Annotated in this window: 22 protein-coding genes; 10 read left to right on the top strand and 12 right to left on the bottom strand. The window is 71.6% G+C overall.

The features are described 5' to 3' along the window. Window positions 1-4 precede the first annotated feature (4 nt). Both HUO13_RS13815 and HUO13_RS13810 read left to right on the top strand, forming a co-directional pair. Window positions 5-889, top strand: a complete 885-nt coding sequence (locus HUO13_RS13815) for a RecB family exonuclease (protein WP_211901769.1) — start codon at window positions 5-7, stop codon at window positions 887-889. A 14-nt stretch (window positions 890-903) separates the two neighbouring features. Further along, window positions 904-1680 carry a thioesterase family protein gene (locus tag HUO13_RS13810; protein ID WP_211901768.1) on the top strand — a complete coding sequence of 259 codons (777 nt, stop codon included), beginning with the start codon at window positions 904-906 and terminating at the stop codon, window positions 1678-1680. A gap of 86 nt (window positions 1681-1766) precedes the next feature. On the opposite strand, the gene HUO13_RS13805 is transcribed toward HUO13_RS13810, so the two are convergent. The 6 genes from HUO13_RS13805 to HUO13_RS13780 all read right to left on the bottom strand — a co-directional run bounded on the left by HUO13_RS13805 (window position 1767) and on the right by HUO13_RS13780 (window position 5905). Then, entirely contained in the window at window positions 1767-2612 is an 846-nt protein-coding gene (locus tag HUO13_RS13805) for a VOC family protein (RefSeq protein ID WP_211901767.1), read from the bottom strand. Between the two features lie 98 nt (window positions 2613-2710). After that, a complete protein-coding gene (locus tag HUO13_RS13800; protein WP_249124774.1) occupies window positions 2711-3031 on the bottom strand; it encodes an antibiotic biosynthesis monooxygenase family protein in 321 nt (106 codons plus the stop codon). A 2-nt stretch (window positions 3032-3033) separates the two neighbouring features. Next, on the bottom strand, window positions 3034-3882 hold the full coding sequence (gene hisG, locus HUO13_RS13795; RefSeq protein ID WP_211901765.1) for an ATP phosphoribosyltransferase: 849 nt from the start codon (window positions 3880-3882) through the stop codon (window positions 3034-3036). 28 nt (window positions 3883-3910) lie between these two features. After that, a complete protein-coding gene (locus HUO13_RS13790; protein WP_211901764.1) occupies window positions 3911-4174 on the bottom strand; it encodes a phosphoribosyl-ATP diphosphatase in 264 nt (87 codons plus the stop codon). 61 nt (window positions 4175-4235) lie between these two features. Continuing rightward, window positions 4236-5207 (bottom strand): homoserine dehydrogenase, encoded by a 972-nt coding sequence (locus HUO13_RS13785; protein WP_211901763.1) that lies wholly within the window; start codon window positions 5205-5207, stop codon window positions 4236-4238. Then, window positions 5207-5905, bottom strand: a complete 699-nt coding sequence (locus HUO13_RS13780; protein ID WP_211901762.1) for an HAD family hydrolase — start codon at window positions 5903-5905, stop codon at window positions 5207-5209. Before HUO13_RS13780 ends, HUO13_RS13785 begins: the two co-directional genes overlap by 1 nt. 153 nt (window positions 5906-6058) lie before the next feature. Here HUO13_RS13780 and HUO13_RS13775 point away from each other — a divergent pair, with 153 nt between their 5' ends. The 4 genes from HUO13_RS13775 to HUO13_RS13760 all read left to right on the top strand — a co-directional run bounded on the left by HUO13_RS13775 (window position 6059) and on the right by HUO13_RS13760 (window position 9678). Next, complete coding sequence (locus HUO13_RS13775) at window positions 6059-6268, top strand: hypothetical protein (RefSeq protein WP_211901761.1); 210 nt, start codon at window positions 6059-6061, stop codon at window positions 6266-6268. Window positions 6269-6544: 276 nt separating this feature from the next. Further along, entirely contained in the window at window positions 6545-7447 is a 903-nt protein-coding gene (locus tag HUO13_RS13770) for a PAC2 family protein (protein ID WP_211901760.1), read from the top strand. Between the two features lie 310 nt (window positions 7448-7757). Beyond that, window positions 7758-8867 (top strand): chitinase, encoded by a 1110-nt coding sequence (locus HUO13_RS13765; protein WP_211901759.1) that lies wholly within the window; start codon window positions 7758-7760, stop codon window positions 8865-8867. An 88-nt stretch (window positions 8868-8955) separates the two neighbouring features. Next, window positions 8956-9678, top strand: coding sequence for an ASCH domain-containing protein (locus HUO13_RS13760; RefSeq protein WP_211901758.1), 723 nt, complete (start codon window positions 8956-8958; stop codon window positions 9676-9678). 19 nt (window positions 9679-9697) lie between these two features. On the opposite strand, the gene HUO13_RS13755 is transcribed toward HUO13_RS13760, so the two are convergent. Together HUO13_RS13755 and mshC are read right to left on the bottom strand one after the other, a co-directional pair. Then, window positions 9698-11542 carry a C69 family dipeptidase gene (locus HUO13_RS13755; protein ID WP_249124773.1) on the bottom strand — a complete coding sequence of 615 codons (1845 nt, stop codon included), beginning with the start codon at window positions 11540-11542 and terminating at the stop codon, window positions 9698-9700. A gap of 306 nt (window positions 11543-11848) precedes the next feature. Continuing rightward, window positions 11849-13087, bottom strand: a complete 1239-nt coding sequence (mshC, locus tag HUO13_RS13750; protein ID WP_211901757.1) for a cysteine--1-D-myo-inosityl 2-amino-2-deoxy-alpha-D-glucopyranoside ligase — start codon at window positions 13085-13087, stop codon at window positions 11849-11851. Window positions 13088-13440: 353 nt separating this feature from the next. On the opposite strand from mshC, the gene HUO13_RS13745 reads away from it, so the two are divergent. From HUO13_RS13745 to HUO13_RS13735, 3 genes are read left to right on the top strand one after another with little or no spacing between them, the layout of a single operon-like run. Beyond that, the gene (locus HUO13_RS13745) at window positions 13441-14511 is read left to right on the top strand and encodes a quaternary amine ABC transporter ATP-binding protein (RefSeq protein WP_211902873.1); all 1071 of its coding nucleotides are present in this window, start codon (window positions 13441-13443) and stop codon (window positions 14509-14511) included. Continuing rightward, on the top strand, window positions 14504-15391 hold the full coding sequence (locus HUO13_RS13740; protein WP_211901756.1) for an ABC transporter permease: 888 nt from the start codon (window positions 14504-14506) through the stop codon (window positions 15389-15391). Before HUO13_RS13745 ends, HUO13_RS13740 begins: the two co-directional genes overlap by 8 nt. Window positions 15392-15435: 44 nt before the next feature. After that, entirely contained in the window at window positions 15436-16326 is an 891-nt protein-coding gene (locus HUO13_RS13735) for a glycine betaine ABC transporter substrate-binding protein (protein WP_249124772.1), read from the top strand. Here the strand turns inward: HUO13_RS13735 and HUO13_RS13730 are convergent. Genes HUO13_RS13730 through HUO13_RS13720 form a run of 3 tightly spaced genes read right to left on the bottom strand, consistent with a single transcriptional unit; the run spans window position 16301 to window position 17977 of the window. Then, window positions 16301-16834 carry a nitroreductase family protein gene (locus HUO13_RS13730; protein WP_211901754.1) on the bottom strand — a complete coding sequence of 178 codons (534 nt, stop codon included), beginning with the start codon at window positions 16832-16834 and terminating at the stop codon, window positions 16301-16303. The genes HUO13_RS13735 and HUO13_RS13730 overlap by 26 nt on opposite strands. Continuing rightward, window positions 16831-17115, bottom strand: a complete 285-nt coding sequence (locus tag HUO13_RS13725; RefSeq protein WP_211901753.1) for a DUF397 domain-containing protein — start codon at window positions 17113-17115, stop codon at window positions 16831-16833. The genes HUO13_RS13730 and HUO13_RS13725 overlap by 4 nt, the downstream gene beginning before the upstream one ends. A 16-nt stretch (window positions 17116-17131) precedes the next feature. Beyond that, window positions 17132-17977, bottom strand: coding sequence for a helix-turn-helix domain-containing protein (locus HUO13_RS13720; RefSeq protein WP_211901752.1), 846 nt, complete (start codon window positions 17975-17977; stop codon window positions 17132-17134). A 144-nt stretch (window positions 17978-18121) separates the two neighbouring features. Here HUO13_RS13720 and HUO13_RS13715 point away from each other — a divergent pair, with 144 nt between their 5' ends. Beyond that, window positions 18122-18400, top strand: coding sequence for a hypothetical protein (locus HUO13_RS13715; protein WP_211901751.1), 279 nt, complete (start codon window positions 18122-18124; stop codon window positions 18398-18400). Between the two features lie 22 nt (window positions 18401-18422). On the opposite strand, the gene HUO13_RS13710 is transcribed toward HUO13_RS13715, so the two are convergent. Next, window positions 18423-18770: an aldo/keto reductase gene (locus HUO13_RS13710; protein WP_249124771.1), complete on the bottom strand. Its 348-nt coding sequence runs from the start codon at window positions 18768-18770 to the stop codon at window positions 18423-18425. Window positions 18771-18791 lie beyond the last annotated feature (21 nt).

Raw genomic sequence — 18791 nt, 5'->3', positions numbered from 1 at the left:
GACCATGGTCGACTCGCAGGCGGAAACCGCACCTCAGCAGCCGGCAGGCGTCCGGCGGCCGGCGCTCTCGCCGTCCCGGGCGGGGGACTTCAAGCAGTGCCCGTTGCTCTACCGGTTCCGCGCGGTGGACCGGTTGCCCGAGACCCCGACCAGGGCGCAGGTGCGCGGCACCGTGGTGCACTCGGTGCTGGAGCGGCTGTTCTCGCTGCCCACCGCCGAGCGCGGCCCGGAGCGGGCCCGCGCGCTGCTGGCGCCGGCCTGGGAGGACCTGCTGGCCGCCGAGCCCGGGCTCGGCGCGCTGTTCGACGGGGCCGACGATCCCGAGCTGGCCGGGTGGCTGGACTCGGCCAACGCCCTGCTGGACTCCTACTTCGAGTTGGAGGACCCGCGCCGCCTGGAGCCGGAGGCCTGCGAGCTGCGGGTGGAGACCGAGCTGGAGTCGGGCGTGCTGCTACGCGGCTTCATCGACCGCGTCGACGTCGCACCCACCGGGGAGATCCGGCTGGTCGACTACAAGACCGGTGCCGCGCCGCGCGAGATCGGCGAGGCCAAGGCGATGTTCCAGATGAAGTTCTACGCCCTGGTGCTGTGGCGCACCCGGGGTGAGATCCCCCGGCAGCTGCTGCTGATGTACCTCTCGGACAAGCAGTCGCTGGCCTACACCCCCGACGAGGCCGAGCTGCGGCGCTTCGAGCGGACTCTGGAGGCCATCTGGCAGGCCATCCTCAAGGCGGGCCGCACCGGTGACTTCCGGCCGAACCCGAGCAGGCTGTGCGACTACTGCGACCACAAGCCGCTGTGCCCGGCCTTCGGCGGGACCCCGCCGCCCTACCCCGGCTGGCCGGAGCCGGACCCCGGACCGGAGACGGTGCTGGACCGCACCGACTGAGAGGCGGCGAACGAGTGGCCGGTGAGGTGTTCTACGAACCGGTGGGCGAGGACCGCTACCTGGCGACCGGGCACACCGCGGGGCCCTGGTCGGACCAGGCCCAGCACCTCGGTCCGGTCGCGGCGCTGCTGGTGCGCGAGCTGGAGTCGTGCTCGCCCGGGGCAGGCGTCGCGCTGCGCCGGGTGAGCGTCGACGTCATGGGCCCGGTCCCGGTCGGCGAGGTCGGGCTGCGCGCCGAGCTCCTGCGTCCTGGCAGATCGGTGGAGCTGGTCTCGGCCGAGCTCACCTCCGGCGGCCGGGTCGCGGCGACGGCGCGGGCGTGGCGCTCGGCCCGGTCGGACACCGGGCAGGTCGCCGGCGTCGCCTCCGACCCCGTCGTGCCGCTGGACCTGCCGGAGATGGTCATCCCGGGCGGGTGGAGCGGCGGCTACGCGGCGGCGGTCGAGTGGCGGGTGGCCGACCCGGCCACGCTCGGCACCGGCCGCGTCCAGGTGTGGGCGAGGCTGCGGATGCCGCTGGTCGCGGGTGAGGAACCGAGCAGTCTGCAACGCCTGCTGGCCATCGCCGACTCCGCCAGCGGGGTTTCGAGCTCGATCAGCATGGCCGAATGGTCGTTCGCCAACACCGACCTGACGGTCCACGTGCACCGGGAAGCGGCGGGCGAGTGGATCGGCATGGATGCCGAGAGCGCGGTGGGGGCCGACGGTGCCGGCGTCGCGAGCAGCGTGCTGCGCGACGTGCGCGGCCCGGTGGGCCGCGGCGCGCAGTCGCTGTTCATCAGCCCGCGCTGAGTGTCACTCCACTGTGGCCGGTCGGGCCCGTTTCCGTTGCCGGGCAGGGAAAGCGACCGCGGCAGGTCGCCGCGGTCGCCTCCGCGTCAGTCGTCGTAGGGATCGAAGTTGGCCGCGGTGCCGAAGTTGCCCGCCTGGCTCGGGTCGACCACGGCGAACCGGGCGCCCGTCGGATCGCGCAGCACCGCGACCCGCCCGATGCTGGAGTCGTAGGGGTCGACCCGGACCCGCCCACCGAGCCCGATCGCCTCGCGCACCACCTCGTCGGTGCCGCGCGCCCGGTCCACGCCCAGGTACAGCAGCCAGTGCGGCCTGGTGTGGGCGGTGATGAACTCGCGGATCATGCTGACCCGGGCCAGCACCGACTCCTCCCCGAGGTACCAGACCGAGTAGTCCGAGCGCCCCTCGGTGCCGAACTGCTCGTGGTCGTAGCCGAAGAGCTCCTGGAAGAACACGTCGGCGGTCTGGGCCTTGATCGTCACCAGCTCGGCCCACATCAGGGTGCCCGGCAGGCCGACGTCGAACTGCCAGCCCTCCTCCGGTTCCAGCAGGCCGAACTCGGCGTCGCTGGGCCCCGTCAGCACGACCTTCGTGCCGAGGCCGCTGACGTGGTTGCGGGGCACGGTGATCGCGGCGCCGAGGCGGGTCGCCTCCTCCGCGGCGGCCGCGCTGTCCCCGGTGGCCAGGTAGAGCCGCCACACCGAGTGCTCACCCGAGGCGGCGCGGATGCTGGCGACCGGGAAACCGTCGTGCAGGGCGATCAGGTGCTCGCCCGCTTCCGGGTCCCGGTGCAGCCGGTACTCCCAGCTGAACAGGCCCGCGTAGAACTCGCACGCCCGCTCGGCGTCGGTGGTGATCAGCTCGATCCAGCAGGGCATCCCAGGGTAGAGATCCCACTGCGGTGGCGAGGATCCCGGTGTCACGACGGCCATTTCCCACCCCCGACGAACAGTTCAAGATCGTTTCGTTGGAGGCAATTATGACTTCCCGGGCCGCCGTTGTGCAGCGACCCGGGAAGAGAATCGATGGATCAACCGGCGATTTCGGGCATTTCGGCGTCGGAGGTCACCAGCTCGTAATGCTCGACGACCGGGAACGGGTCGTAGAAGTGGTGCAGGAGCTGCTTCCAGCGCGGGTAGTTCGGGCCTTGGCGGAAGCCCACCTCGTGGTCGCGCACCGACCGCCAGCGGATCAGCAGCCGGTACCGGCCGGGCCGCTCCAGGCACCGGCGCAGCTCGAGCCCGAGGAAGCCCGGCGTGGCCGCCACCAGCGGCCTGGCCTCCTCGAAAGCGGCCTCGAACTCCACCGCACGGCCCGCGACCACGTCGAGGACAGCGGTTTCCAGGACCACGTTCACATCCGGCAGGAGCGGATGTCCGACGACAGGATCGCCTTCGCGCCGAAGTCGGCGAGCCGGTCCATGATCGCCGGGGCCTTCTTGCGGGAGACCATCGCGCGGACCGCGACCCACTTCTCGTCGGCCAGCGGCGACATCGTCGGCGAGCCGAGCCCGGGGGTCAGCTTCGCGGCCTCGTCGAGCAGGTCGCGCGGGCAGTTGTAGTCCAGCATCACGTACTGCTGGGCGAACACCACGCCCTGCAGCCTGGCCACCAGGCGGTCCTTGGCCTCCTGCTGGTCGGAGCCGCGGCGCTCGATCACCACCGCCTCCGAGGAGCAGATCGGGTCGCCGAAGGCGACCAGGCCGTGCTGGCGCAGCGTGCGCCCGGAGCCGACGACGTCGGCGATCGCGTCGGCCACGCCGAGCTGGATGGAGATCTCCACCGCGCCGTCCAGGCGGATGACCTCGGCGCTGACGCCGTAGCGGGCCAGGTCGTCGGTGACCAGCCGCGGGTAGGAGGTGGCGATCCGCCTGCCCGCGAGGTCGCCGACGCTCCACTCCCCCGCCGCGGCCGGCGCGGCGTAGCGGAAGTTGGAGCCGCCGAAGCCCAGCGCCAGCCGCTCGTCGACCTGCGAGCCGGAGTCCAGCGCCAGGTCGCGTCCGGTGATGCCCAGGTCGAGCTCGCCGGATCCGACGTAGATGGCGATGTCCTTGGGCCGCAGGAAGAAGAACTCGACGTCGTTGACCGGGTCGAGGACGGTCAGGTCCCGCTGCTCATGCCGCTGCCGGTACCCGGCTTCCGCGAGCATCTCGGAGGCGGGACCGGCCAACGTGCCCTTGTTGGGCACTGCCACACGCAGCATGGGACTTGATCTCCTTCTTCTCGGTGTTTCAGAGGTAGCGGTAGACGTCTTCGAGGGACAGGCCGCGGCCGAGCATGACGACCTGCAACCGGTACAGCAGCTGCGAGATCTCCTCGGCCAGCGCCTCGTCGGACTCGTACTCGGCGGCGATCCACACCTCGCCGGCTTCCTCGATGACCTTCTTGCCCTGGGCGTGCACCCCGGCGTCGAGCGCGGCCACCGTGGACGAGCCCTCGGGGCGGGTCCGGGCGCGTTCCTGCAGTTCGGCGAACAGTTCGTCGAAGGTCTTCACACGTCCGATCCTTGCATCCGGCCCGTCCGGCACCGAAGGCGACCCGCGGTGGCCACGGGCGTCACCGGAACCCGGCGGTGCCTTCCAGCACCGCGCCGAGGGTGTCCTTGACCATCGCCAACGCCGCGCCGCGCGGGCTGGAGCGCCCGCCGGAGACCGACACCGGCCCGGCCTCGCCGCAGTCGTAGGTGACGGCCTTCTCCGGTCCGGTCAGCGCGCCCAGCGGCGAGGTCACCGGCTCGGCGCTCAGCCGGACCTCGACCACGCCGGGCCGGGCGGCCTCGGCGGTGGCGACGTGGCGCAGCCGGTGGCCTGGTCCGACGTCGCGCGCGGTCACCGGCTCGGCGCTGACCTCGGTGCGGGCCGGGTCCCAGCCCCACAGCAAGGCCGCCAGCAGCCGCATCTTGGTCGCCGCGTCCCGGCCCGACAGGTCCGCCGAGACGTCGGCCTCGGCGATGCCCAGCTCCTGGGCCCGCGCAACCGCGTCGGCCGGCGGGACGCCCTCTGCCAGCCGGTCCAGGACGAACGTCGCGGTGCCGTTGAGGCAGCCGCGCACCGCCTGCACGTCGAACCCGCGCAGGACCGAGCGGGCGAGGTCGCCGGCGGGCATGGCGGCGCCGGTGGCGCCGGAGACGCGGACGGACCGGCCCGCGGCGCGAGCCGCCCGGTCCAGGGCGTGCCACTCGGTGAGCAGGTGGGTCTTGGTGGCCGTCACCACGTGCGCGCCGCCGGCGAGGGCGGCCAGCGCCTCCCGCGCCGCGCGGTCGCCGCCGTCGGAGGGCACGGCCTGGGCGAACACGTGCGCGCCCGTGCGGGCGAGGGCGTCGGTGATGTCGTCGGCCGGCTCCCACTCCTCGCGCGGTGCGACCTGGCCTGATGCGGCGACCGAGGTCCTGGTCCGGTTGCCGCGGACCTCCACCAGCCGCAGGTCGACGCCGTAGCGGTCGCGCCAGGCGGCCCGGTGCTCGCGCAGCAGCCCGGCGTAGGCCTGCCCGACCGGTCCGTACCCGGCGAGCAGCACCGCCGTCTCCATCAGGCCGCGGCCCCGTCCAGGACAGTGGAGAGCGTGGTCAGGTCGAGCCCTTCCAGCGAGTCGCGCAGCACGCGGCGGTCGCCCGGCAGCAACGGCACCTCGCACGGGATCGCGATCACCGTGCAGCCCGCGGCCTCGGCCGAGGCGACCCCGGTCGGCGAGTCCTCGATCGCGACGCACTCGGCCGGGTCCACCCCGAGCAGGCGGGCGGCCCGCAGGTAGGGCTCCGGGTCGGGCTTGTTGCGGCCGTCGACCTCGTCACCGCAGACGGTGATGTCGAAGTGGTCGCGTCCGATGGTGTCCAGCGCGATCTCGGCCAGCGACCGGATGGTGGAGGTCACCAGCGCGGTGCGGATGCCGTGCTCGCGGACGGTGCGCAGGGCCTCCGGGGCGCCGGGCCGCCAGGGCAGGCCCTCGCGGAACAGCTCCGCGGTGCGCGCCCCGACCCAGGCCGCGGCGTGGTCGACGTCGGCGTCCTCGGTCGGCAGGCCGAGGTCCTCCAGCAGCATGATCATGCTGCGGGTCATGTTCGAGCCGACCATGACCTCGCGGGTGGCGTCGGACAGGCTGCCTCCCCGATGCGCGGCGTAGTCGTCCAGAGCGATGGTCCAGAGCTTCTCGGAGTCGACCAGGGTGCCGTCCATGTCGAACAAGACGGCGGCCGGGCTGGTCGGGCCCTGATCGGCGGCGTCGGTCATCGCGCAGGCGTCCCCCGTGTTCACGTGGTGGTCGGGTCGGTTCCAGTAGAGCAGAGCGACCAGGGCCGTTCCCAGCGAAAGTGTCCGACGCGACGTGCGCCGGAGCCGGACGGGGTCGCGGCGTGCTCGTACCGGTGTAGGAGACTGTGGGGCGTGGACGAGGAGCGCGATCGGGCCGACATCGCTGGCGTGCCCAGCGCGGTGTGCTTCACCTGCGGTGGTTTCCGCAAGGTCAGCGAGCCGCGGATCTACCTCATCCAGGCCACCGCGGACATGTGGACCGGCATGACCATGGGCGAGTGGCGCACCTGCCCGCAGTGCAGCGGCAAGGGGCAGCTGCCGGGCGTGCGGCCTCCGCTGTGACGCGGGATCGCGGTTGCCCCGCAGCGGAACACCGGCGTTCCACAGTGGAGGAGACCCGCGCTGCTGTCCGATGTGGACATGTTCACGCGAGCGCGCCCGCCACCCGGTGCCGACGCGGCCGCAACGCGCAGTCACGCGTGAGCAATCCGAACAAATCAGACAAAAGGCAACAGACTTGGACACAATTCGCCGGCCGGGGCCGCTCGCGGCTTCCGCGGCACGCCTGGTTCGCCGACGTCGGAAGCTCTCGTCCGCCCTCCGTCGTAGGCTGACGCAGTGACCGATCGCGACCCCACCCCCGCAGAAGACTCGCGCGAACAGCCCGAGCTGACCGACCCGATCGTGGTGGCGGCCTTCGAAGGCTGGAACGACGCAGGCGACGCCGCCAGTTCCGCGATCGAACACCTCCAGCTCACCTGGGACGCGACCCCGCTGTCGGAGATCGACCCGGACCCCTACTACGACTTCCAGGTCTCGCGCCCGACGGTGAAGCTGGCGGACGGCATCACCAGGAAGATCACCTGGCCCACGACCCGGCTGTCGGTGTGCCGCCCGCCGGGCTCCGGGCGCGACATCGTGCTGGTCCACGGCATCGAGCCGAACATGCGCTGGCGCGCCTTCTGCGGCGAGCTGGTCGACCAGGTCGAGCGGATCGGCGCGAGCACCGTGGTGTCCCTCGGGGCGCTGCTCGCCGACTCGCCGCACACGCGCCCGGTGCCGGTGACCGGCGCGGCCTACGACTCGGCCTCGGCCAGCCGCTACGGGCTGGAGCAGTCCAAGTACGAGGGCCCGACCGGCATCGTCGGGATCTTCCAGGACGCGTGCGTGCAGGCCGGGATCCCGGCCATCTCGTTCTGGGCGGCCGTGCCGCACTACGTGTCGCAGCCGCCGTCGCCGAAGGCGACCCTGGCGCTGCTGCACCGCGTCGAGGAGGCGCTGGACCTCGAAGTCCCGCTCGGGGCGCTGCCGGAGCAGGCCGAGGAGTGGGAGACCACGGTCAGCGAGATGGCCGAGGAGGACGAGGACGTCCGCAACTACGTCCGGGCACTGGAGGAGCGGGGCGACGCCGAGGTGACGCTCACCGAGACCAGCGGCGACGCCATCGCCGCGGAGTTCGAGCGCTACCTGCGCCGCCGCGGGCCCGGCGGGAAGGGCCCGATGGGCCCCGGACCCGGCTGACCTGCGAGAACCGACAGGACCGCGACAGCGAGGCGCCGCCGTGCGAGGCACGGCGGCGCCTCGCTTTTCCGGGGGGCGGCTTGCGCCTTCCCGGCCGCGCTCGGCTTGCCCTCGCGGGGTGGCTCCCGTTTCCGTGAGCGGCGCCGGGCCTGGGACGCGGCCAGCGCACGCGGCCTACTGGCGGCCTGCGATGCGCCACTCGGCCGCGAAATGGACCAGACCATTGACACCGCAACAGTGGTCCAGTCCACTTGTCCGGTCCGGATCACCGCTCCTCGTCGCGCGGGCCGCCCGCGGATCGGAGGAAGGCATGTCGCGCACCCTCGTCGCCGCCGCGCTCGGCGCCGCCCTGCTCACCCTCGCACCCTCCGCGTCGGCCCGGCCGCCCGAGGAGCCCGCGGCCACCCGGGACGTGCCCGCGCACGCGCTCGTCGGGTACCTGCACACCAGCTTCGCCAACGGCTCGGGCTACGTCCGCATCGCCGACGCGCCGCCGGAGTGGGACGTCATCGACCTCGCGTTCGCCGAGCCCACCTCGCCCACCTCCGGGCAGCTGGAATTCTCGCTGTGCCCGGTCGCGGAGTGCCCGGAGGTCGAGACCGAGCAGGAGTTCATCGCCGGTATCCGGCAGAAGCAGTCCGAGGGCAAGAAGGTCGTGCTGTCGGTCGGCGGCGCCAACGGGCAGGTCCGGCTGGAGACCGCGGCGGCCCGGGACGCCTTCGTGTCGTCGGCGAGCGCGATCATCGACCGCTACGGGCTCGACGGGCTGGACATCGACTTCGAGGGCCACTCCCTCGAGCTCGCCCCCGGCGACACCGACGTGCGCAACCCCAAGACCCCGGTGATCGTCAACCTGATCGACGCGCTGCGCGCCCTGACCGGCAAGTACGGCGAGTCGTTCGTGCTGACCATGGCGCCGGAAACCTTCTTCGTGCAGGTCGGCTACCAGCACTACGGCGGCGGCACCGGTGCCGATCCGCGCGCCGGGGCGTACCTGCCGGTCATCGAGGCGATGCGCGGCGAGCTTGACCTGCTGCACGTGCAGAACTACAACTCCGGCCCGGTGATGGGCCTCGACGGCCAGTACCACACGATGGGCAACGCCGACTTCCACGTCGCGATGATCGACATGCTGCTCACCGGGTTCCCGCTGGCGGGCAACCCCGCCAACACCTTCGCACCGCTGGCGCCCGAGCAGGTCGCGATCGGCCTGCCCGCGGCCAACCCGGCGGGCAACGGCTTCACCCCGGTGCCCGAGGTGCACAAGGCCCTGGACTGCCTGCGCGCGGGGACCGGCTGCGGCCCGTACCGTCCGCACGGCACCTATCCGGGGTTGCGCGGGCTGATGGCGTGGTCGATCAACTGGGACGTCTACCACGGCAACGAGTTCGCCCGCAGCCACGACGGCCACACCGGCTAGCCGTTGACGACACTCCACTTCGGACAAGTCCGGTGTGGCGCGGAAATCCGGGTGCCGGACCGCCGCCGTTGATCTAGCGTGACCGGCTGTGCTGAGCGAACGAGACTGGAACCTGGTCCGGCACGCGACCGGCCTCGCCGAGTCCCTGGGCGAGCACGACGACCACACGGTGGTCTCGGCCGCCTACGACGAGAGCGGCGAGATCGTCACCGGCGTCAACGCCTACCACTTCACCGGTGGTCCGTGCGCGGAGCTGGTGCTGCTCGGCCGGGCGGCCGAACGCGCGGTCCCGGTGCGGGTGGAGACGATCGTGGCGGTCATGAAGAGGACCGGTGCGGTGATCTCGCCGTGCGGCCGGTGCAGGCAGGTGCTGTTCGACTACCACCAGCAGACCCGGGTCGTCGTGCACGGCCCGAACGGCCTGGAGGCGGTGGGGATCCGCGAACTGCTACCGCACGCGTTCGACTGGCACGCCTACGAACCGGGCGGCCCCGGCCCCGCGCTCCACATGCACCCGGCCTACCTCGACGCGGTCCGTGCGGGCGCCAAGACCACCACCGTCCGGGTGCACGACCCGGTGTCGCCGGGGCCGGTGCGGCTGGTCTTCGACGGGGGCGGCGGAACATCGACGCGGATCGACGCCGTGGTGACCGAGGTGCGGGCGGCCTCGCTGCGGGAACTCACCGACGAGGACGCCCGCAGGGACGGCTTCGACGACCGCCAAGCGCTCCTGGAGGCGCTGGAGTTGCACTACCCCGGCATCGCGCCGGCGACCCGGGTCGACGTCGTGCGCTTCGAAACGGCGCGCTGACCCGGGCCGGGCGACGGCACTACGCCCTGCGCCGGAACAGCAACATCGCGCCGGCACCCGCAAGAAGCCCGACGATCGCCGCGACACCGACCGGCAGCCACGGGAACTCCGGTGCGCGCGCCGACGCGGCCCGGTAGTCCGGAACCGCCGCCGGATCACCGACCTGCCCCTTGCGGTCCACTGTGGAACCCTCGGCCCAGCCGCCGCCCAGGTCGCAGTTCACCCGGTCGCGGGCGGTGACGGCGTCGGCGGGCAGGGCCATGCTGAGGCTCCGCGCGTCGGCGGTCACCCCCGGCGGCACCGCGATCTTGGGCTCGCGGATGCCGAACTGTTCCTTGGTGCGCCGCTCGACGTCGTCGACGAGGTACTCGGTCAGGTCCAGGCCCTCCATCGCCCGGTCACCGCTCCACTGTGTGAGCAGCGCCCTGGCGCGCTCGTCGTCGCCGGTCCGGTAGGCGTCGGCGGCCTGCCTTTCGACGTCGCCGATCTCGGCGAGCATCCCCGCCTCGAACCCTTCGAGCGCCCTCGTGACCCCGCTGAGGAAGACCTCCGGGCGGTCGCAGGTGTAGTACATCAGCCGCTTGGACACGTAGGTCGCCGAACGGGTCGCCTCCTGCGCGGCGTACTCGGGGTTGAGGTACTCGGCCGCCGCGCCCGAGGTGAGGTAGCGGTGCTGGCTGTACTCCGGCGGGACGGTGGCCGCTCCGATGTGGAACGGGATGTAGGGCGCGGTGACCGCGGCGGTGTTGGCCACCCACAGCGTCGCCAGGTCCGGGTGCGGCAGGTCCGGGCGCAGCTCGGCGACCTGCCCGTAGCCGGAGCGGTCGTCGGACCAGCGGGGATCGCGGACCATCCGCTGCATGTCCACGAGGGACACCCTGCCGAGCTGCCGGAGCTCGTCCTCCAACGTCGGCGGGTGCCGCCACGGGGCTTCGTCGGTCGGTGCGGACTTGCCCGGGTGCCCGGGGAACGGCGTGCCGTAGACGCGCTGGATGTTGAACGGCTCCCCCGAAGCGGGGTTCCACCAGCCCTGCTGGACGGCGAAGTCGACCAGGTTCGGCGAGCCCATGAAGTCGGGGTTGCCGCGGAAGCCGGCCGGGAAGTCGCCGATGTAGCCCGGGTAGGACACCCGGACGTCATCGGGGCCGAGGCGCTGGGCGGCCCAGAGTCCCTTGCCACCGGCGAGCTCGATGAAGATCCAGCCCTCGTCCTTGTCGGCGAACAGGTGCGAGTTGCCGCCGTAGGTGGTGTAGCCGTGCCTGTTGATCAGGTCACCGAGGATCTCGACGGCCTCGCGGGCGGTGTGCGCGCGTTCCATCGCGATCCGGGACAGGTCGCTGTAGTTCGGCCCGGTCTGCCCGGGCGGGGTCATCGCGACCAGCTCGGGGCGGGAGTCCGACCAGACGTCGCGGGCGGCGACCTGGTGCTCGTTGAGGCCGCCGTTGGTCAGCGGCGCGGGAAAACCGGCGAACTCCGAGTAGTTGGAGGTGATGTACTTGGCGGTCTCGGGCACCTGCGGGATCTGGGTGAGCTGTCCGGGCAGGTCGGCCTCCGGTGTCGCGCCGACCGTGATGGTGGCGCCCGCGGGGTGGTGCCGCCTCGGCACGATCTCCAGCCAGTGGCTCGACGGCTCGTGGCCGAAGCCGCCGATCAGCGTCGAACCGCTCTCGGAGCGGTTCTTGCCGACGTAGAAGGCGATGCTCTTGTCCGGCATCCGGTGTGCTTCGGCGCCACCGGCACGGGCGGGTGGCGACGGCTCGGCGCTGCCGGCCGGCGGCGCGCCCCAGGCCGCTGCCGGCGCCGTCACCGCCAGCACACCCGTCGTCAGCGCCAGAGCGCTCCAGCGCCGTAGTCCCCGCCGCATGGGCACCTCCTCCTGGACCAGGCCGGACGTACCTCACGCGCGTGCAACCTCGTCCCTCGATCGACTCGGTCTGTTGTAGACGAAACAGGTGTGCGAATCCAAGCCCCGGCTCTCACCTGGTGGTCACCGACGCAGCGCCCGGGCTGCCGCGTTGGAGGCGGCCCGGCGCTACGGCGCTCACCGCCGCGTGCCCGGGCTGGGGCCCGGATCGCCGCTCCCTGCTCCCCGCCCTCCGCGCATGAAACGGCCCCGCGCTCCGGGAGGAACGCGGGGCCGATCCCGTCGTGGCCGCTGGGTGCGTCGCGGTCAGAGCTGGACGCCGAGCAGGGCATCGACGGCGTCGCGGATGGCCGCGGGCGCCCCGGCCTCGCCGCCGCGGCGGCACAGCGCCTCGTCCACCCAGGCGTCGACGGCCAGCAGCGCGCGCTCGGTGTCGAGGTCGTCGGACAGCCGGTCCCGCAGCCGCTCGACGACCGGCTCCGCCGAGGGTGCGGCCTCCAGCGCCACCGCCTCGCGCCAGCGCGCCAGCCGCGCGGTGCCCTTGGTCAGCGCGTCGGCGGTCCAGGAGCGGTCGCTGCGGTAGTGCCCGTCCAGCAGCGCGAGCCGGATCGCCATCGGGTCGACCCGGTCGCCGCGCAGGCGGGAGACGAACACCAGGTTGCCCTTGGACTTCGACATCTTCTCGCCGTCCAGGCCGATCATGCCCGCGTGGCAGTAGTGCCGGGCGAACGGGTGGTCGCCCGCCAGCGCCTCGGCGTGCGCGGCGCTGAACTCGTGGTGGGGGAACGCGAGGTCGGAACCGCCGCCCTGGACGTCGAAGCCCATGCCGAGGCGGTTGAGCGCGATGACCGAGCACTCCAGGTGCCAGCCCGGCCGCCCCGGTCCCAGCTCGGACTCCCAGGAGGGCTCGCCGTCGCGGGCCATCCGCCACAGCAGAGCGTCGAGCGGGTGCTCCTTGCCCTTGCGGTCGGGGTCACCACCGCGCTCGGCGGACAGCTCCAGCATCGTCGCCTCGTCGTAGTTCGACTCGTAGCCGAAGCGCCCGGTCGCCGAGTGCCGGAAGTAGACGTCGGGGTACTCGTCGTCGTCGACCCGGTAGGCCGCGCCGGAGGCCAGCAGCTTGCCGACCGACTCCTCGATCTCCGGGATCGACTCCACCGCACCGATGTAGTCGGTGGGCGGCACCACCCGCAGGGCCTCCATGTCCTCGCGGAACAGGGCGGTCTCGCGCATCGCGAGCACGACCCAGTCCTCGTTGTCCCGGTTCGCCCGCTCCAGGAGGGGGTCGTCGATGTCGGTGACGTTCTGCACGTAGTGCACGTCGTGGCCGTTGTCCAGCCAGATCCGGTGCACCAGGTCGAACGCCAGGTAGGTGGCGGCGTGACCGAGGTGGGTCGCGTCGTAGGGGGTGATGCCGCAGACGTACATCCGGGCCGTGCGACCCGCCGTGACGGGGCGGACCTCACCGGCGGCGGTGTCGAAGAGGCGCAGGGGGCGAGCTGTGCCAGGCACCTTGGGCACTGGGACCGACGACCAGGGTTGCATGCACCCGACCTTATCTGTCGGCCCCTGCCGGACGCCGCCGTCGGAACCATCGTCCGTATCACAGAGTGGGACGCTCGTGTGCTCCGAACAGGTGGTCGTCGTGCTCGCCGCCGGAGCGGCCCCCGCGGGAAAGCGCCCTCTCCGATCGCCCGTCCAATTGCCATTCTTTTGCAGATCTTTTTCCCTCGGATTCGCTCGGAATCCGGTCCGCGCAAGTTTCGAGTATGCCGGAGCGCCGCCCGGTCGTACGATCGAACAGCGCACATCCACCGCGTCTCCTCATGCCGGGGTGAGGCGACGATGGAAAACCGAACTCCCAATGGCAGCGGAGGCGGTCGGTGACATCGGTACGCGTGGAACAGCTGTTCAAGATATTCGGCCCGCAGCCCGCCGAAGTCGTCCGCATGCTGCGGGAAGGCGCAGGTCAGGACGAGGTCCGAGCCGCGGGCGCGACCCCTGCCGTGGTCGACGCGTCGTTCAGCGTGCACGACCGCGAGACGTTCGTGGTGATGGGGCTTTCCGGCTCCGGGAAATCGACGTTGATCCGAATGCTCAACGGTCTTCTCGCGCCCACTTCCGGGCGAATCCACGTCGATGACGAAGAGATCACCGCGATGTCGGCCAAAGCTCTGCGGACGATGCGGCAGCGGACCATGAGCATGGTTTTCCAGCACTTCGCGCTCTTCCCGCACCGGACCGTGCTCGACAACGCCGGCTACGGGCTGCACGTCCGGGGCGCCGGGCGCGACGAGATCCGCACCCGGGCGCTCGAGGCGCTGTCGCTGGTCGGCCTGGAGGGCTGGGAGCAGCGCTACCCGCAGCAGCTCTCCGGAGGCATGCGCCAGCGGGTCGGGCTGGCCAGGGCGCTGGCCGCAGGCACCGACGTGTTGCTGATGGACGAGGCGTTCAGCGCGCTCGACCCGCTGATCAAGCGGGAGATGCAGGACCAGCTCGTCGACCTGCAGGCGCGGCTGGGCAAGACGATCATCTTCATCACCCACGACCTCAACGAGGCGATGCGGCTGGGCGACCGGATCGCGGTGATGCGCGCCGGACGGATCGTGCAGATCGGCACCTCCGAGCAGATCCTCGACGAGCCCGCCGACGACTATGTCGCCAAGTTCATCCGCGACGTCGACCGCAGCCGGGTCCTGACCGCGGCCGACGTCGTCCGCACGGCCGGCGGCGACGGCAGCGGGGAACGGGGCGACCTCGACGAAGCCCTGGCGCGTCTGCGGGAACGGCACGTCGTGGGCGACCCGGTCGTCTCCACCACACCCATGCACGAGCTGTTCCCGCTGATGACCGGCGAGGGCACCGTGCTGCCGGTGATCGACGGGCAGCGGCGCCTGCTCGGCGTGATCACCGCCGACGGCCTGTTCGAGGCGCTCAACCCCGCGGCGAGGAGGCACCGAGATGACTGAGCCGACCGCGGCCCAACTGCCCCGCGTACCGCTCGGGGAGTGGTTCCAGGACCTGGTGAACTGGCTCCAGGACAACATCGGCCCCGTGTTCGACTTCATCGACCTCGCCGTGCGGTCGGCGGTGTCCGGGCTGACCGCGCTGCTGACGTGGCCGCCGGAGCTGGTGATGCTGGCGATCTTCACCGCGCTGGCGCTGTGGCTGCGCGGATGGCGCTTCGCGCTGTTCACGCTGGTCGGCTTCGGCCTGGTGATCAGCATGCGGGAGTTCCCGCCGGCGATGCAGACCCTGGCGCTGGTGCTGGTCGCCAGCATCATCGCGGTGGTCATCGCGATCCCGGTGGGGATCCTGGCCGCGCGGCACCGGCGGGTGTCGCTGGTGGTGCGGCCGGTGCTGGACCTCATGCAGACGATGCCGGCGTTCGTCTACCTGATCCCGGTCATCTTCTTCTTCAACATCGGGTCGGTGCCGGGTGTGGTGGCCACGGTGATCTTCGCGCTGCCGCCGGGCGTGCGGCTGACGGAGCTGGGCATCCGGCAGGTCGACGCCGAGGTGGTCGAGGCCGGCGAGGCGTTCGGGGCGCCGCCGAGCCGGATCCTCACCGGTATCCAGCTCCCGCTGGCGATGCCGTCGATCATGGCCGGGGTCAACCAGGTGATCATGCTCTCGCTGTCGATGGTGGTCATCGCGGGCATGGTCGGCGCGGAGGGCCTGGGCACCGAGGTCTACACCGCGGTGACCCGGGTGCAGCTCGGCGCGGGTTTCGAGGCCGGTGTCGCCGTGGTGATCCTCGCGGTCTACCTGGACCGCATCACCGCCGTCCTGTCCGATCGCGCCCCGGTCGCTCGTGCGGCCCGCAGGGCCGCCCCCGCGGGCGCGTGACTCCGTCCGCGGCCCGCAGCACAGAAAGGCGCAACGCCATGTTGATGAGAACACGAGCACGCAGGCTCACCGCCCTGCTCGCCGCGCTGTGCGCGCTGGTGCTGGTCGCAGCCGGGTGCGGGGGACGTGAGGCCCAGACCGGCCAGGAGGCCAAGCGGATCACCATCGGCTACATCGCGTGGGACGAGGACATCGCCGTCACCAACCTGTTCAAGGTGCTGCTGGAGAAGCAGGGCTACCAGGTGACGATCACGGAGCTGGAGGCCGGACCGGTCTACGCCGGGCTCGCCCAGGGCAACATCGACCTGTTCCTCGACGCCTGGCTGCCCGAGACCCACGCCGACTACTGGCAGCAGTACAGCGGGCAGATCGAGGACCTCGGCGTCTGGTACGACCAGGCCACGCTGAACATCGCGGTGCCCAACTACATGACCGACATCAACTCCATCGCCGACCTCAAGGGGCGGTCGGGGCAGTTCGGCGGCGTGATCACCGGCATCGACCCGGGCGCGGGGCTGAGCCGGATCACCAAGGACAACGCCATCCCGCAGTACCAGCTCGACTACACGCTCCAGACGTCGTCGACCACGGCGATGCTGGCGTCGCTGGAGAAGGCGATCAACGAGCAGAAGCCGATCGTGGTGACCCTGTGGCACCCGCACTGGGCCTACGCGCGCTACCCGATCAAGGACCTGCAGGACCCGATGGGAGCGATGGGCCAGGCCGAGGAGATCCACTCGGTCGGGCGCAAGGGCTTCAGCCAGGACTTCCCGCAGGTCACCGAGATGGTCAAGAAGTTCAGGCTCGACGACCAGACCCTGTCGTCGCTGGAGAACGCCGTCAACAGCGCACCCAAGGGCCAGGAGGCCGCGGCCGCCCGCAAGTGGGCCGACGAGAACCCGCAGGTGATCAGCACCTTCGCCCCGGGTCAGTGACGTCGCGGGTCCACAGCGACGTCAGCGGGAGGCGGCCGGTCCGGATCGCGGAGGTCCCACTCGGCGTGGGCGCGGGATGACCGAGGGCGATGCCGGTGCGCACCTCCCACGGCGGGGCGAACCCGGCCAGCGCGGTGACCCGCCCGGCGTTGTCCGCGGGGAAGAACGTGACCGGGCACGACCCGAGGCCAAGCCGCTGGGCGGCGAGCATGACGGTCTGCGCGACCCGGCCGCCGTCGAACTCCGCGTCGGCGCCGCTGCGGTCCAGGGCCAGCAGCACGACGACGGGCGCGGTGCGCACGTGCAGGGCGTAGGCACCGCACGCGCTCAGTTCCTCGCGCGTCGCCGCGTTCCGGACGGTGTGGAAGCGCCACGGCTGCCGGTTGCGGGCCGAACCCGTCCAGCGTGCGGTGTCGAGGATGCGGCGCAGGTCTTCGTCGGCGACATCGGCGTCGGTGAACCAGCGCGTGGCGCGCAGCGAGCGCAGCTCGCGCAGCGGATCGCTCACGCCGCGTCGAACCGCCCGGCCTTCAGGGCGGACACGAACCGGCCCCATCGCGGCGCGGGGAACCAGAGCGCCGGGCCCGAGGGGTCCTTGGAGTCCCGCGCCCCGACGGCGGAGGCGTCGAGGGCGATCTCGACGCAGGCGCCGTTGTTGGCGCTGTAGCTGGATTTCTCCCAAGCCACATCCGGCGCCGCGAGCGCGAATGCCACCTCGACGCACTCTCCGTTGTTGGCGCTGTAGCTGGACTTTCTCCACACATGGGCGTCGACGTTAGGGGCGGACACGGCGTGCCTCCGGCTGCTACTCGGCCATCAGCGCCTTCACCAGCGCTACGGATTCAGCCGGCTCCAGCGCGACGTGCTGCAAATTCTCCGCCGCCAGTGTATAGGTCCGAACGTCATCCGGGTCCTGTACGTAAACTGCTCCGTCAAGCTGTTCGGTGTAGGCGATCGGCCGCGCTTCGTCGAAGTGCAGCACCACGAACTGGCCGGCGCCTCCCGCGTCGTGCGGCCCGCACTCCGGCCGCAGCACCTGCAACGTGATGTTGGGCTGGTCAGCGAGTTCGAGCAGTCTCTCGTACTGGGCGAGCCGCATCTCGGGCGTACCGACCGCGAGACGCAGGGCCGCCTCGCCGACGACGGCGTGCAGCCGCAACGGATCTGGATCGTTGAGCCGTCTGGCGCGTGCAAGCCGGAAGGACACGAAGCGTTCGTTGTGGTTCTGCCGCACGAAGTCCGTGGCCGCGGTCAACGCATGGGCGTACTCCTCCGTCTGCACCAGCCCGGGCAGAACCATTGGCTGGTACACGAACTCCGACTCGGCGAGCCCTTCGAGTCCCACGAAGGTCTTCAGCCAGTCCGGTACGACGTGCGCCCACGGCGCCCACCACGACTTCGAGTCCGACCTGCCGCTCAGCGAGGACAGGCGGTCGACGGTGCGCTCATCTGTTCCGCACGCGCGCAGCACGTTGGCGATGTCGTCCGGATTCTGCTGGTACCGGCCCATCTCCATGTGCCCCAGCTTCGGTTTGGTGATCCCGGTCGCCTCCGACAGCTCGGTAAGCGTCAGGCCCGCCTGCCGCCGGTACGCGGCCAGCTCCACGCCGATCAGCCAGCGCAGCGCGGACGGGTCGTTCCGTCCTGCCATCAGGACACCTCCTCGGTCTCGGCCATCACGCATGGTTCCAGGGACGAACACGGACGGTCACACCAGCCTATTGAGCGATACCGGACCCGATACGTATCGCGCTAGTTTCGGCGACGCAGAGATCGATTCAGCTAGGAGGTTTCAATGTCCGGAGACGTCGCCGACTGGACGCCCAGGCCCGACGAGTTCGCCGTCCTGGAGTCGCAGATCCGTTGCGCGCCCAGGTTGTTCGCGCTCTGCGAGCTGGAACGCGACGACACCGAGGGCGAGGTCGCAGGCGAGGTGTTCGCGTGGGGGCTGTCGTTCGACGACCGCGCCGAGGTGCTCGCGCTCGACGGGCGCAACCGTGGTTCGTTCCGCTCCGCCGACCGCGCGGCGCGGTTCTTTTCCCGCTGCGCCGACGTACGGCTGGTCTGGCCCTAGCGGAACGGGACGAGGGCGTGTCCTATGCCGGGCCGGCAAGCCGGTCGAGTCGATCGCGGTGGGCTCGGCTCAGCTGAAGACGTTCGGCAGCGAGGTTCTCCTCCAGGTGGTCGACCCGAGCGGTGCCCGGGATCGGGAGCACGACCGGCGAGTGGTCGAGGAGCCAGGCGAGCGCGACCTGCGTGGGCGTGGCATCGAGCTCGGCCGCCACGGCGGCGACCTCGGCCCTCGCTCCGGATTCTCCCCAGGCGACAGGACGCCACGGCAGGAACGCGATCCCCGCCTCCTCGCAGGCCGCGAGCACGGGCTCGTGCTCGCGGTCGAGCAGCGATGTCTCGCTGGCGGCGCCCGCCTCGGTGGGCAACTGCATGGCTCCGAATCCGAGCCGCCG

Source organism: Saccharopolyspora erythraea, from assembly GCF_018141105.1.
Taxonomy (GTDB): Bacteria; Actinomycetota; Actinomycetes; order Mycobacteriales; family Pseudonocardiaceae; genus Saccharopolyspora_D; species Saccharopolyspora_D erythraea_A.
Note: the sequence above shows the minus strand (reverse complement) of the source record. Positions and strands in the feature narration are given on the sequence as shown.

Coding starts and splice junctions, on each gene's coding strand:
- HUO13_RS13780 (WP_211901762.1), bottom strand. CDS start 5,905: ATGACCGACGCCGCCGATCAGGGCCCGACCAGCCCGGCCGCCGTCTTG.
- HUO13_RS13765 (WP_211901759.1), top strand. CDS start 7,758: ATGTCGCGCACCCTCGTCGCCGCCGCGCTCGGCGCCGCCCTGCTCACC.
- HUO13_RS13815 (WP_211901769.1), top strand. CDS start 5: ATGGTCGACTCGCAGGCGGAAACCGCACCTCAGCAGCCGGCAGGCGTC.
- HUO13_RS13740 (WP_211901756.1), top strand. CDS start 14,504: ATGACTGAGCCGACCGCGGCCCAACTGCCCCGCGTACCGCTCGGGGAG.
- HUO13_RS13710 (WP_249124771.1), bottom strand. CDS start 18,770: ATGCAGTTGCCCACCGAGGCGGGCGCCGCCAGCGAGACATCGCTGCTC.
- hisG (WP_211901765.1), bottom strand. CDS start 3,882: ATGCTGCGTGTGGCAGTGCCCAACAAGGGCACGTTGGCCGGTCCCGCC.
- HUO13_RS13735 (WP_249124772.1), top strand. CDS start 15,436: ATGAGAACACGAGCACGCAGGCTCACCGCCCTGCTCGCCGCGCTGTGC.
- HUO13_RS13715 (WP_211901751.1), top strand. CDS start 18,122: ATGTCCGGAGACGTCGCCGACTGGACGCCCAGGCCCGACGAGTTCGCC.
- HUO13_RS13720 (WP_211901752.1), bottom strand. CDS start 17,977: ATGGCAGGACGGAACGACCCGTCCGCGCTGCGCTGGCTGATCGGCGTG.
- HUO13_RS13805 (WP_211901767.1), bottom strand. CDS start 2,612: ATGGCCGTCGTGACACCGGGATCCTCGCCACCGCAGTGGGATCTCTAC.
- mshC (WP_211901757.1), bottom strand. CDS start 13,087: ATGCAACCCTGGTCGTCGGTCCCAGTGCCCAAGGTGCCTGGCACAGCT.
- HUO13_RS13785 (WP_211901763.1), bottom strand. CDS start 5,207: ATGGAGACGGCGGTGCTGCTCGCCGGGTACGGACCGGTCGGGCAGGCC.
- HUO13_RS13755 (WP_249124773.1), bottom strand. CDS start 11,542: ATGCGGCGGGGACTACGGCGCTGGAGCGCTCTGGCGCTGACGACGGGT.